The sequence below is a fragment of the Burkholderia sp. AU31652 genome (assembly GCF_002223155.1).
GTDB lineage: Bacteria > Pseudomonadota > Gammaproteobacteria > Burkholderiales > Burkholderiaceae > Burkholderia.
On the sequence record NZ_NKFG01000003.1, the window covers coordinates 1,790,269 to 1,803,340 of the forward strand.

13 protein-coding genes are annotated in these 13,072 nt (G+C 66.6%); 2 read left to right on the plus strand and 11 right to left on the minus strand.

All coding sequences use genetic code 11. From position 1 onward, the window contains the following. Nucleotides 1–30: 30 nt before the first annotated feature. From CFB40_RS10855 to CFB40_RS10905, 11 genes are all read right to left on the minus strand, one after another. A complete protein-coding gene (locus tag CFB40_RS10855; protein ID WP_089431217.1) occupies nt 31–543 on the minus strand; it encodes an ureidoglycolate lyase in 513 nt (170 codons plus the stop codon). Next, nucleotides 540–1,553 (minus strand): allantoicase, encoded by a 1,014-nt coding sequence (gene alc, locus CFB40_RS10860; protein WP_089431218.1) that lies wholly within the window; start codon nt 1,551–1,553, stop codon nt 540–542. Before alc ends, CFB40_RS10855 begins: the two co-directional genes overlap by 4 nt. 61 nt (nt 1,554–1,614) lie before the next feature. Continuing rightward, on the minus strand, nt 1,615–2,136 hold the full coding sequence (gene uraD / locus CFB40_RS10865; protein WP_089425659.1) for a 2-oxo-4-hydroxy-4-carboxy-5-ureidoimidazoline decarboxylase: 522 nt from the start codon (nt 2,134–2,136) through the stop codon (nt 1,615–1,617). After that, nucleotides 2,133–3,086 (minus strand): allantoinase PuuE, encoded by a 954-nt coding sequence (gene puuE / locus CFB40_RS10870; RefSeq protein WP_027787128.1) that lies wholly within the window; start codon nt 3,084–3,086, stop codon nt 2,133–2,135. The genes uraD and puuE overlap by 4 nt, the downstream gene beginning before the upstream one ends. 148 nt (nt 3,087–3,234) lie before the next feature. Beyond that, nucleotides 3,235–4,026, minus strand: a complete 792-nt coding sequence (locus tag CFB40_RS10875) for an aspartate/glutamate racemase family protein (RefSeq protein ID WP_089425660.1) — start codon at nt 4,024–4,026, stop codon at nt 3,235–3,237. Nucleotides 4,027–4,036: 10 nt separating this feature from the next. Continuing rightward, nucleotides 4,037–5,521, minus strand: a complete 1,485-nt coding sequence (locus CFB40_RS10880; protein WP_089431219.1) for an NCS1 family nucleobase:cation symporter-1 — start codon at nt 5,519–5,521, stop codon at nt 4,037–4,039. 150 nt (nt 5,522–5,671) lie between these two features. Then, complete coding sequence (locus tag CFB40_RS10885; protein ID WP_089425662.1) at nt 5,672–6,376, minus strand: GntR family transcriptional regulator; 705 nt, start codon at nt 6,374–6,376, stop codon at nt 5,672–5,674. A gap of 316 nt (nt 6,377–6,692) precedes the next feature. Further along, complete coding sequence (ldcA, locus tag CFB40_RS10890) at nt 6,693–7,631, minus strand: muramoyltetrapeptide carboxypeptidase (protein ID WP_039342808.1); 939 nt, start codon at nt 7,629–7,631, stop codon at nt 6,693–6,695. Nucleotides 7,632–7,742: 111 nt separating this feature from the next. Next, nucleotides 7,743–8,339 (minus strand): tRNA adenosine(34) deaminase TadA, encoded by a 597-nt coding sequence (gene tadA / locus CFB40_RS10895; RefSeq protein ID WP_089431220.1) that lies wholly within the window; start codon nt 8,337–8,339, stop codon nt 7,743–7,745. Beyond that, nucleotides 8,336–8,737, minus strand: a complete 402-nt coding sequence (locus CFB40_RS10900) for a DnaJ family domain-containing protein (protein ID WP_006478536.1) — start codon at nt 8,735–8,737, stop codon at nt 8,336–8,338. The genes tadA and CFB40_RS10900 overlap by 4 nt, the downstream gene beginning before the upstream one ends. Nucleotides 8,738–9,019: 282 nt before the next feature. Then, nucleotides 9,020–10,240 carry an MFS transporter gene (locus tag CFB40_RS10905; RefSeq protein ID WP_089431221.1) on the minus strand — a complete coding sequence of 407 codons (1,221 nt, stop codon included), beginning with the start codon at nt 10,238–10,240 and terminating at the stop codon, nt 9,020–9,022. A gap of 324 nt (nt 10,241–10,564) precedes the next feature. Here CFB40_RS10905 and CFB40_RS10910 point away from each other — a divergent pair, with 324 nt between their 5' ends. Both CFB40_RS10910 and CFB40_RS10915 read left to right on the plus strand, forming a co-directional pair. After that, nucleotides 10,565–11,335 carry a GntR family transcriptional regulator gene (locus tag CFB40_RS10910; protein ID WP_089425665.1) on the plus strand — a complete coding sequence of 257 codons (771 nt, stop codon included), beginning with the start codon at nt 10,565–10,567 and terminating at the stop codon, nt 11,333–11,335. After that, a complete protein-coding gene (locus tag CFB40_RS10915; RefSeq protein WP_089431222.1) occupies nt 11,332–13,071 on the plus strand; it encodes a fumarate reductase/succinate dehydrogenase flavoprotein subunit in 1,740 nt (579 codons plus the stop codon). The genes CFB40_RS10910 and CFB40_RS10915 overlap by 4 nt, the downstream gene beginning before the upstream one ends. The last annotated feature ends 1 nt before the right edge of the window (nt 13,072 follow it).

Sequence of the window (13,072 nt, forward strand, 5' to 3'; positions counted from 1 at the left end):
TCGTCAGACGCCGGCAGAAACGCCGGCGACTCAGGCCGTCAGCGCGTGCAGCGCCTCGTCGGTGAGCCACAGCGATTCCTGCAGGTCCTGCTCGTTCAGGTTCAGGCCGTCGCCGCCGCGATCGACGACGATGAAGTCGCTGACGCCGCCGAGCGCGATCAGCGGGTGATGCCACACGCCCTTCGCATAGTTGACGCCCTGCCAGCCGCTCGTCACGAACGCGCGGATCTTCGCCGGATCGAGATCGCCCGCGGGCGCGACGACGACGAGATACGGCTGGTCGTTCAGCGGCACGAACGCCTGGCTGCCGATCGGGTGCCGCTCGAGCATCTTCACTTCGAACGGCAGCGTGCGCGGCTGGCCGCGGAACAGGTTGACGAGCGTGCGGCCGCCTTCATCGGTCACGTCGACTTTCGCGAGATCGTGAAAGCGGATCGTCGTGCCGAGGTTGATCGGGATCTGCTTCGCCCCTTCCGTTTCGATCACGTCGCCGAACGGCGCGAATGCTTCCTTGGTCAGCGGTTCGATGGCAAGCGTCTTCATTTGTCGAGCGTCCCCCACAGACGCAGGCGCGACACGCCGCCGTCCGGAATGATGTTCAGTCGCACGTGCGTGACGGGGCCGAGCGACGCGATGTCCTGTTCGAAGTAGTGCTGCTTGTCCATCTGCAGCTTCTGCTCGCCGAGCAGCACCGGCCAGAACATCGATTGCGTGATCAGCGAGCTGTCCGTGCCGCCCGACACGTACGCGGCCTGGATCGAGCAGCGGTCCGGGTAGTTGCCCTTGAAGAACGCGGTATCGACTTCGATCTTGCGGATCACACCCGGCTGCGCGAGCGCGATGATCGCCCAGTCGTTGCCGGGTTCGCGGCGGCGGCGGGTTTCCCAGCCGTCGCCCATGTTCACGCCGCGGCCCGGCAGCAGCAGGTTCGACGCGACGCCGAAGTGCTGGTTGTTCGCGGCCACCACGTACCCGCCGTTTTCCATCGCCGCGAGATCGAACTGCTCGGTCGCGCTCGCGCCGGCCCAGTCGAGCTGCGGCTGGCCGTACACGCGCAGGCGTGCAATGCCGCCATCCGGATAGATGTTCACGCGCAGGTGCGTGAAGGCGCGCGCATCGCTCGCTTCGACGTAGTGATGGCTGTTGCCCTGCAGCGTCGTCGACGGCACGATCTCGATCCACTCGGTCGCATGCGTCGGCGCGCCGTCGGCCACGAACGCGGCCTCGATCGACGCGGCCGGCGGGAAGTTGCCGGTGAAGTGGCTCGTGTCGATGTCGAAGCCCTTGATCACGCCCGGGCGCGCGAGCTTGACGATGCACCAGTCGTAGCCCGTCGTGCGCTTGCGGCGCGTTTCCCAGCCGTCCATCCACTTGCCGTGGTCGTCGTACTTGCCGGGGATGAACACGGCCGGCTCGGGGTTCAGCATCCGGTCCTTCGGCGCGAAGAAATCGTCGCTGGCTTCGAGCGCCTGCGCACCGAGACGCGGGTCGGCCAGGTTCACGTAGCGCCGCGTGAAGTCGGGTGCGTTGGGATCGAGAAGCGGAACAGCCATGATGTTTCCTTGTTTCAGTGAGACGATCAGGCCGCTGCGACGCAGCAGGCCGTATGCGATGTCAGGCGTCGATCAGGTCGTCGAGGCGGAAGCGCGCGATCCGGTAGATCTGGTCGAGGCTCGCCCGCAGTTCCTCGGTGCGCGAGTGATTCACGCGCGACTCGAAGTTCGCGATGATGCCGTGCCGGTCATAGCCGCGCACCGCGAGGATGAACGGGAAGCCGAATTTCTCGCGATACGTGCGGTTCAGCGTCAGCAGCTTGTCGAACTCTTCCTGCGTGCACTGGTCGAGGCCCGCGCCGCTCTGCTCGCGCGTCGACTCGGCGGTCAGCTCGCCGCGCACGGCAGCCTTGCCGGCCAGCTCCGGGTGAGCGTTGATCAGCGCGAGCTGGCGCACTTCGCCGCTCGTTTCCACCGCACCCGACATCGTCTTGTGCAGCGCGTCGATGCTCGCGAACGGCCGCTCGCCCGCGGCGACTTCGGCCACCCACGGCGAATGTTCGAAGATCCCCGACAGTGCCGCGACAAATGCGCTCGGCGCCATCGTATTCAGTTGTTCCAACGTGTAGCGCATCGCCTTCATGCTTTCCCTTCGTTTCGATGATTGGGCTGATACGGATGATGTTCACGCCAGTGACGCGCGATATCGACACGGCGCGTCACCCATACGCGATCGTGCTTCTCGATGTGATCGAGGAAACGCTGCAGCCCGCGGAACCGGCCCGGCCGGCCGAGCAACCGGCAGTGCATGCCGATCGACAGCATCTTCGGCGCTTCGTCGCCTTCCGCGTACAGCACGTCGAATGCATCGCGCAGGTAGTCGAAGAAGTGATCGCCGGTGTTGAAGCCCTGCGGCGTCGCGAAGCGCATGTCGTTCGTGTCGAGCGTGTACGGCACGATCAGCTGCGGCGATGTCTTGCCGCCCGACACTTCGACGTCCATCCAGAACGGCAGGTCGTCGCCATAGTTGTCGGAGTCGTACAGGAAGCCGCCGTATTCCGCGACCAGGCGGTGCGTATTGGGGCTGTCGCGGCCGGTGTACCAGCCGAGCGGGCGCTCGCCCGTCACGCGCTCGATCGCTTCCATCCCGAGGCGCATGTGTTCGGCCTCGAGTTCCGGCGTCATGCTCTGGTAGTGGATCCAGCGCCAGCCGTGGCACGCGATTTCATGGCCCAGCTCGACGAAGGCGCGCGCGAGCTCCGGATGGCGTTCGATCGCCATGCCGACGCCGAATACCGTCAGCGGCATCCCGCGCTTCTCGAATTCGCGCAGGATGCGCCACACGCCGGCCCGCGAACCGTACTCGTAGATCGACTCCATGCTCATGTGGCGGTCGGGATACGCGGCCGCGCCGACGATTTCCGACAGGAACTGCTCGGAGCCCGGATCGCCGTGCAGCACGCAGTTCTCGCCGCCCTCCTCGTAGTTCAGCACGAATTGCACGGCGACGCGGGCGCGCCCCGGCCAGTTCGCCTGAACGGGATGGCGGCCGTAGCCGATCAGGTCGCGAGGATAGTTGGGATCGAGTGACATGGTTCGATGTGCGGCGAAAGCTCGCTGAAATAATGGGTTCGCATCGACTGCGCGGGTGCCGGAGGCCGGCTGCGCAAGCCGATGCGATGACGGCCCAGTTTAGCGAAAACGCCCATACGCGCCCATACAGCGGCGCAGATAGTGCGTGTCAGACGGTGTGTATGTGCGGTTGCGGCAAATTCGGCACCGGTTCCGCCTGATCCCCGTCCGGCGGGCTGAAGCGGGCGAACGCGCCGTCGTAGCGCTTCGGCAGCGGGCGCGCGTAGTCGCCGCGCTTCGCGGTCGCGAGGCGCAACGCGACGAGCGCCTCGGCCCACTTGACGGCCGCCGTGACGCCCTCGACCACCGGCGCGCCGATCTGCTGCTCGATCTCGTGCGCGAACTCGGCCATCCCCGCGCAACCGAGCACGATCGCGTCGGCGCCGTCCTCGTCGAGCGCGCGCCGGCACTCGTCGACAATGATCCGGCGCGCGGCCGAGCCCGGCCGGTCGAGCTCGAGCACAGCGACGTCGGTCGCGCGCACGTTGCGGCAGAACCGTTTCATCCCGTAGCGCTCGGCGAGATGCCACGCCATCCCGCAGGTGCGCGCGAGCGTCGTGACGACCGAGAAGCCCGGCGCGAGCACGCTCGCCGCATGCATCGCGGCCTCGGCAATGCCGATCACCGGCCCGCGCGCGAGCTCGCGCGCCGCGTACAGGCCCGGATCGCCGAAGCACGCGATCACGTACGCATCGCAGCCGTCGCGCTCGCCCTGCACGATCTCGGCGAGCAGCCCCGGCGTCGCCAGTGCCTCGTCGTAATACCCTTCGATCGACGGCGGCCCCATCGGCGGGCTCACCGCGACGATCTCCGTGCCGGCGGCCGCGACCTCACGCGCGCAGCGGCCCATCGCGTCGGTCATCCGCTGGGTCGTATTCGGATTGATCAGTCGGATCTTCATCGCATGCTCCTCAGGCCTTCGCGCTCACGAGCAGCCGGTAGAACACGAAGCCGAGCCCGGCGCCGATGAACCACGAGAAGTTCGCGACGCCCTGCCAGCCCGGCACCATCACGCAGACGATCGCGATCACCGCGGCCGGCAACAGCGCGGCCAGCGCGCGACGGTTCACGCCGCCCGTGTACCAGTACGTGCCGCTTTCCGACATCGTGTACAGGTCGTCGCGCACGAGCCGGCCGCGCTTGACGAGGTAGAAGTCGGCGATCAGCACGCCGTACAGCGGGCCGATGAACGCGCCGAGCACGTCGAGCGTGTAGTGGATCACGGCCGGGTTGTTGAACAGGTTCCACGGCGTGATGAAGATCGACGCGACGGCGGCGAGCATCCCGCCCGCGCGCCAGCTGATCAGGCGCGGCGCGACGTTCGAGAAGTCGAACGCAGGTGACACGAAGTTCGCGACGATGTTGATGCCGATCGTCGCGATCGTGAAGGTCAGCGCACCGAGGATCACCGCGGTCGGATGGTCGATGCGCCCGACCGTCTCGACGGGGTCGGTGATGAGTTCGCCGAACACCGGCAGCGTCGCGGCCGTCGTGATCACCGTGACGAGCGAGAACGCGAGGAAGTTGACCGGCAGCCCCCAGAAATTGCCGCGCCTCACTTCGCCGAACGAGCGGCAGTAGCGCGAGAAATCGCCGAAGTTCAGCATCGGCCCGGAGAAGTACGACACCACCAGCGACACCGCCGTGATCATCACCGGAATCACTTCCGCGCCGTGGTACTTCACGCCGCCGAGGTTGAGGCCGATGTTGCGCCAGCCCGCGCGCCACACCATGTAGCCGGCGAGGATGAACATCACGACGTAGACGGCCGGCCCCGCGAAGTCGATGAACTTCTTGATCGTCTCCATCCCGTTCCAGAACACCAACGCCTGGAGCACCCACAGCAGCATGAAGCCGGCCCAGCCGACTGCCGACAGCCCGAGGAAGCCGTGGCGATGCACGTCCGCGTATGGCAGCCATTGCGGGAAGAATTTCAGCACGACGATCACCAGCGCGCTCGATGCGAGATAGGTCTGGATCCCGTACCACGCGATCGCGATCAGCCCGCGAATCACGGCCGGCACGTTCGCGCCGAGCACGCCAAACGTCGCACGGCATGCGACCGGGTACGGCACGCCGATCTGCTGGCTCGGCCGCGCGATCAGGTTGCACAGCAGGTTCACGAAGCCGATCCCGACGATCAGCGCGATCAGCACCTGCCAGCTCGTCAGCCCGAGCGCGAACAGGCTGCCCGCGAACACGTAGCCGCCGACGCTGTGCACGTCCGACATCCAGAACGCGAAGATGTTGTATGAGCCCCATGTCTGATTTTTCAGGGGTGCCAAATCTTCGTTGTACAAACGTTCGCTGTAACCATTCGGCAGTGTCGGGTCGCCGCCCTCGCCGCCTTCGTCCGCCGGATAGGCGCTGTCGTGCGCCACACTGAACTGAGCCATGACTTCTCCTTGACGCGGCCGAAAGGCCGCTCCACCGTCATCGATATCGCTCCGGATCGACGCCCGGAGTCGGACCAGCGGCCCGCGGCACACGCCGCGGGCCTGCATTTCGCTCGTTCTTGTGGCGCGCGGCCGGGTTCGCGTCGCCGCTCAGGCGCCGCCGAACACTTCGCGCAAATCGACCTGCCCTTGTGCGGGCCGGTCCAGCATCTTCAGTTCGACATGCTGCAGGTGGTGCGCCATCAGCGTCACCGCCCGCTTCGGATCGCCGGCCTCCAGCGCACCGAGGATCTCGTCGTGGTCGTCGCACGAGCACGGGCTGCGCCCGTGCGACTCGTACAGCGCCGACATCAGCGTCGAGCGTGCGACGAGCCCTTCGAGGCACGCGCTGAGCGTCGCATTGCCCATCAGCGTGGCGAGCGCCGTATGGAATTCGCCCGACAGGCGGATCCAGGCTGCGAAGTCCTGCCGCTGGAACGCCTTGCGTTCCTTCTCGATCAGCGAGGCGACGCCCTTCAGCCGCTTCGCGCCGGGCCCGGTCGCGAGCCGCTCGACCACGGCGAGCTCGATGATCCGGCGCATCTCGAACACCTCGTGCACGTCCTGCAGCGTCGGGCTCGCGACGAACGCGCCGCGGTTCGGCTCGAGATCGACCAGCTTGTCGGTCGCGAGCTGCGCGAGCGCCTGGCGGATCGCCCCGCGCTTCACGTTGAACACGTCGCAGAGCTGCGCCTCCGTCAGCTTCGCGCCCGGCGCGAGCCGATGCTCGAGGATCGCCGTGCGGATCCGCTCGGCGATCGCTTCGGGACTGGCTGCACCGGACGGGTGGGATTCGGGCTCGTTCATGATCGGCATCGTGTGATGATCCTCATCCTAGGGTGGACATAAAGATTGTCAACAATTCTTTTCTAGCATTGCGCACAATCGGCGTGCATCGACGCGACCTCGTTCGGTGCATGATGCGTCAAATCCATGCATGACAAGGCCAAGACGTATGACAGACGTGCTTTTCGTCGTATACCCTCCCCGCCATTTTGTTGACAAAACTGGTGCAGAATCCGGCGGCGAGCTTGCAGATGTCGACGAAAATACTTGACCGTTAGTTGCGCGCTTACATAAAGAAAAAGGCGGGGAATGAACCGCCCCCGCCTTTCGACCGACTGCGCCCGCCTCAACCGAGGTGCGGATAGTCCGACAAAGTGAGCCGGAAACCGTGCGCATTCGCGACCAGTTGCGCCTGTGCGCCGAACGGCAACGTCAGCAGGTCGGGCACGTGGCCGAACTGAAGCCCCGTCACGACCGGAATCCCGATCACCGCGCGCACCTGGTCGATCATCGCCTGCATGTCGTAGCCGTTGTCGTACTCGAACGGCCGCGCACCGGTGAACTGGCCGAGCACGAGCGCCTGCTGGCGCGCGAGCAGCCCCGACAGATGCAGTTGATAGATCATCCGTTCGATCCGGAACGGCTGCTCGTTGACGTCCTCGATGAACAGGATGCCGCCTTCGATGTCGGGCATGTACGGCGTGCCGACGAGCGACGTGAGGATCGCGAGGTTGCCGCCCCACAGCGTGCCCGTCACGTTCACGCTCTGCACCTGCGGCGCTTCGGCGATGATCGTCGTGCTCGGCTGCGTCAGTGTCTGCCAGAAGTGCTGCATCGTGAAGTCGCTCGGCGTTTCCGCGCCGAAATCGGCGGACAGCATCGGGCCGCCGAACGTCTTGATGCGCGCCTTCGCGTACAGCGCGAGCTGGAGCGCCGTGAAGTCGCTGTGGCCGACGAGCGCGACCGGCTGGTCACGCAGCCGGCGCTCGAGCCCGCGATAGTCGAGCCCGTGCAGGATGCGCGCGGCGCCATAGCCGCCGCGCACCGCGAGCGCGATGTCCGGCAGCGGCCGCTCGGGATCGGCAAGACGGTTCAGGTCGCCTGCCCGTTCGCCGTCGGTACCGCCGAACCGCTGGAAGCGCCGCTGCGTCGCTTCGATGTTCTCGATGCGGTGCTGCGCGGTGCTGAGGCGCTCGAGCGCGCGATTGATCGCGTCCGGATCGTGCGGATAGCCGGACGGCGCAAGCAGGCGGATGGTGTAGGACGCGGCGGGCTGGAAGGACATGGCAAAGAGAGGTGTCGGGTCGTCAAACCTGCTTAGAGGGTCCGAACCGTCTCCGGTTCACGGAACCGTGCCTGCCCGGCTCGCGTCGAGCGGCGGGCGCGGCGGGCGCGCCTATGACGCGCCGGAGTCGGCGTCGCGGGCGAGCCGTGCTTCGCGCAGCGCGCGACGGCGGTCGGCAAAGAACGACTTCAGCGCGGCGCCGCACTCGTCGGCGAGCACGCCGCCGGTCACTTCGGTATGGTGGTTCAGTTGCGGATTCGCGAATGCGTCGATCACGCTGCCGCACGCGCCCGTCTTCGGATCGGCGGCACCGTAGACGACCCGTGCGATGCGCGCATGCATGATCGCGCCCGCGCACATCAGGCACGGCTCGAGCGTGACGTACAACTCGCAGCCGGGCATCCGGTAATTCTGCAGATGCTGCGCGGCCATGCGCAGCGCGGCCATTTCCGCATGGGCCGACGGGTCGTGCCCGCCGATCGGATGGTTGAAGCCGCGTGCGATCACTTCGTCGCCACGCACGAGCACCGCGCCAACCGGCACTTCGCCGGCCGCGCGCGCCTCTTCGGCGGCAGCCTGCGCAAGACGCATGTAATGCAGGTCGCGTGCCGATACGGGCGCGGCTTCGGGAACGGGGGAATCGGCGGCGGGTTCGGCCGCCGGGGCGGATGCCGACCGGGCTGCGTCGTGCAGCGCGTCGGACGTCACATCGGCCCCGCTTCGGCGGACGCTTCGTCGAGCCCGCGCTCGCACAGGCGCTCGGCGATGCGCCGGCAGTAGTCGCGCGGCATCACCATCGGGCCGCCGCGCAGCGATTCGAGCGCCATGTCGAGTGCGAGGATCTTCGCCTGCAGCCGGCACCGCGCGGCGCGGTCGCTGACCGCCTGCACTTCGTCATGCAGGTTGCGCAGCGCGCGCAATTGCTCGACGGCCGGCGGCACGAAGCCCGCATTCTTCAGGATACGGTTGGCCACCCGCACCTCCTCGGGCACGAGCAGGTCGTCATCCAGCGCCTGTGGCGCGCCGGTACCCGGCAAATCGTCGAACTCGCCCCGCGCGGCGGCGGCGGCAATACGTTGTTCGACCAGGGCGTCAAGCAATCTCATCAGTCAATCGGAACAATGCGGCAGGCCGAATTCTAGCAGGGTGACGCGGGTATGACAGGCCCTTCGAATATATGCTCGATATTGTGTTTTTTAGGGGCCGAATCGCAGGGCATGCGCGCCGATCGGTCTCATTTGCCGCTCTGCTGCGCTGCAGCGGGCTGCGGACCATCCGGACACCGGCAAATGCGACCGGTGCCAGGCCCTGTTTTTATTTGCGACGATGCCAACCGAACCGCGCCGCCCCAGAAAAACGGACACGGCCCTGCTTCCAATTTTCCTGGTTCAGGCAGCCGCCGCTTCCCGCCGCGCATTCGCGAAGGGGCGGAACATCATCGCGATCAGGAATGCGCCGAGACCGATCGCAAACGAGCCGAGATACAGCCAGCCGTAGCTGCCGAGCGTATCGACGATCAAGCCGCCGGCGACGGGCCCCGCTGCCATCCCCAGACTGCCGGCCATCGCGCAGCCGCCGATCACGGTGCCCATCATCCGCAGCGGGAAGTTCTCGCGCGCCAGCACCGAATACAGCGGCATCACGCCCGCGTAGATGAAGCCGAACACGACCGCGACCGCGTAGAACCCGTCGAGCGTGCGCACGAAGTAGTACCCGAGCGCACCCAGCGCCTGCGCAAGCAGTCCGGCTACCAGCATGCGCTTCGCGCCGATACGGTCGCCCAGGATCCCGAACGCGATCCGGCCGCCCATGCCGGCGAGCCCTTCGACGCTGTAGATCGACACCGCGACGATCAGCGGGATCCCGCACGTCACCGCGTAGCTGACCGTATGGAAGATCGGGCCCGAATGTGTCGCGCAGCAGAAGAAGTTGGTCAGCAGCAGCACGATGAACTGCGGCGAACGCAGCGCTTCCGCGACCGACATCGCCGCAGGCCCGCCGGCGGGCGCCGGCACCGCTGGAGCCGCCTGCGCGCCGTCGAGCGCGGGCGCCCGGCGCACCAGCAGCGACACCGGAATCATCACGACGGCCGCCAGCGCCGCCATCAGCAGCATCGACGTGCGCCAGTCGCGCACCGACACGAGCCACGCGGCCAGCGGGGCCATCGTCATCGGCGCCATCCCCATGCCGGCCGACACGAGCGACACCGCGAGGCTGCGGTGCGTGTCGAACCAGCCGGTTACGCACGCCATCATCGGCGCGAATATCGCGGCCGTCGCGCCGCCGACGGCGAGGCCGAACGTGAGCTGGAACGCGAGCAGCGACGGCGCGCGGCTCGCCAGCGCCAGGCTTGCCGACAACAGGACGGCGCCCGTGATGACGACCGGGCGCGTGCCGATGCGGTCCGACAGGCTGCCCCATGCCATGCTCGCGAAGGCCATCGCGATGAAGCCGAGCGTCATCGCGCCGGAAATGCCGGTCATCGACCAGCCCGTGTCGCGCGCGATCGCGCGCAGGAACACCGGCAGCGAAAACATCGCGCCGATCGCGATGCAGCCCATCAGGCCGCCCGCGGCGACGATGACCCAGCGGTAGCGGGAATCGGGCATGGGGTGCCTCCTTGTCGTGATGGCGATCCTCGGGAGCCGGGCGCCACCTGCTTCGCGCAATGCCCGGTCGACATGGATACGACGGGCGACGCATCGGGAAATCGACATGTGCGGCACACACGCCGGCGAATTTTTTCATTGTCGGCCGATCCGCTCGGCCCGCAACGGGCGGAGCGAGCCGACGCTACATGCCGAATGGTCCGTTCGGTCTGCCCCTTGCCGCCGCGCTTTTCCAGAATCGGAAAGTCGAAATCAGAAATAGTTGGTTGGGCCGCGCGACCCGGCTGACTACACTCGAGCAATCTTGTCATAACAAGTTGACCGATGACCTCCCCCAACGTCGTGCCGCTGTCAGCGGCCCCGCTCTACGTGCAGATCAAGGACACGCTGCGCGCACGCATTCTCGACGGCACCTATGCGCCGCACAGCCGGATGCCTTCCGAGCACGAACTCTGCGCGATGTTCGACGTCAGCCGCATCACGGTGCGCCAGGCGCTCGGCGATCTGCAAAAGGAAGGACTGCTGTTCAAGCTGCACGGCAAGGGCACCTTCGTGTCGAAGCCGAAGGCATTCCAGAACGTGACGTCGCTGCAGGGCTTCGCCGAGGCGATGTCGTCGATGGGCTACGAGATCGTCAACCAGGTGCGCAGCTTCCGCACCATCAAGGCCGACCGCCATCTCGCGACGAAGCTGAACGTGCCCGAGGGTGCACCGCTCGTCGAGATCCATCGCGTGCGGCTGCTCAATCGCGAGCCCGTGTCGCTCGAACAGACCTGGGTGCCCGAAGCACTCGGCAAGCGCCTCGCGGGCGCCGATCTCGCGACCCGCGACATTTTCCTGGTCCTGGAAAACGACTGCGGCATCCCGCTCGGCCATGCCGACGTATCGATCGACGCGATCCTCGCCGACGACGAGATCGTCGATGCGCTGCACGTCGAGGAAAGCAGCCCCGTGCTGCGCATCGAGCGCCTCACGCATGACGCGTCGGGCGCACCGATCGACTTCGAATACCTCTACTTCCGCGGCGACGCCTTCCAGTACCGGCTGCGCATCGACCGGCAGAAACCGCGCCAACCTGCAAGGAAACAGCGATGACTACCCATGTGCTCGAATACGACATCGTCGTGGTCGGCGGCGGCACGGCCGGCCCGATGGCGGCGATCAAGGCGAAGGAGCGCGACCCGTCCCTGCGCGTGCTGCTGCTCGAAAAGGCCAACGTGAAGCGCAGCGGCGCGATCTCGATGGGAATGGACGGCCTGAACAACGCGGTGATCCCCGGGCATGCGACGCCCGAGCAGTACACGCGCGAGATCACGATCGCCAACGACGGCATCGTCGACCAGGAAGCCGTGTATGCGTATGCGACGCACAGCTTCGAAACGATCGAGCAGCTCGACCGCTGGGGCGTGAAGTTCGAGAAGGACGGCACCGGCGACTACGCGGTGAAGAAGGTCCATCACATGGGCTCGTACGTGCTGCCGATGCCGGAAGGACATGACATCAAGAAGGTGCTGTACCGGCAACTGAAGCGCGCGCGCATCGCGATCACGAACCGGATCGTCGCAACGCGCGTGCTGACCGACGCGCAGGGCCGCGCGAGCGGCGTACTCGGCTTCGACTGCCGCACCGCCGAGTTCCACGTGATCCGCGCGAAGGCCGTGATTCTCTGCTGCGGCGCGGCCGGTCGCCTCGGCCTGCCGGCCTCGGGCTACCTGATGGGCACCTACGAGAATCCGACCAACGCGGGCGACGGCTACGCGATGGCGTATCACGCCGGTGCCGCGCTCGCGAATCTCGAATGCTTCCAGATCAATCCGCTGATCAAGGACTACAACGGCCCCGCGTGCGCGTACGTGACCGGCCCGCTCGGCGGCTTCACCGCGAACGGCAAGGGCGAACGCTTCATCGAATGCGATTACTGGAGCGGCCAGATGATGTGGGAGTTCTACCAGGAACTGCAAAGCGGCAACGGCCCCGTGTTCCTGAAGCTCGACCATCTCGCGGAAGAAACGATCCAGACCATCGAGCAGATCCTGCACACGAACGAGCGGCCGAGCCGCGGCCGCTTTCATGCCGGGCGCGGCACCGATTACCGCAGCCAGATGGTCGAGATGCACATCTCCGAGATCGGCTTCTGCAGCGGCCACAGCGCATCCGGCGTGTACGTGAACGCCCGCGCGGAGACGACCGTGCCCGGGCTCTACGCGGCCGGCGACATGGCGGCCGTCCCGCACAACTACATGCTCGGCGCATTCACGTACGGCTGGTTTGCCGGGCAGAACGCGGCCGACTACGTGGCCGGCCGCGAGCATGCGCCGGTGGACGACGAACAGGTCGCCGCCGAACGCACCCGTGTGCTTGCGCCGCTGCTGCGCGAGCGCGGCCTGGCGCCGGCGCAGGTCGAATACAAGCTGCGCCGCATGGTGAACGACTATCTGCAACCGCCGAAGGTGACACGCAAGATGGAAATCGGGCTGCAACGCTTTGATGAAATTGCTGAGGATATCGAAGAGATAAAAGCAAACCATCCGCACGAACTGATGCGCGCCGCCGAGGTGCGCGCGATCCGCGACTGCGCGGAAATGGCCGCGCGCGCGTCGCTGTTCCGCACCGAGAGCCGCTGGGGGTTGTACCACCACCGCGTCGACTTTCCGCATCGCAACGACGCCGAATGGTTCTGCCACACCTGGCTGCGCAAGGACGCCAACGGCGCGATGCACAGCGAGAAGCGTCCGGTCGAACCATACGTCGTGCCGCTTGCCGACGACGAGCGCGGCGCCTACACGAATCTGCGCATCCGCGAACCGGCCGCGCTCGCGGCCGCTCTTTGAG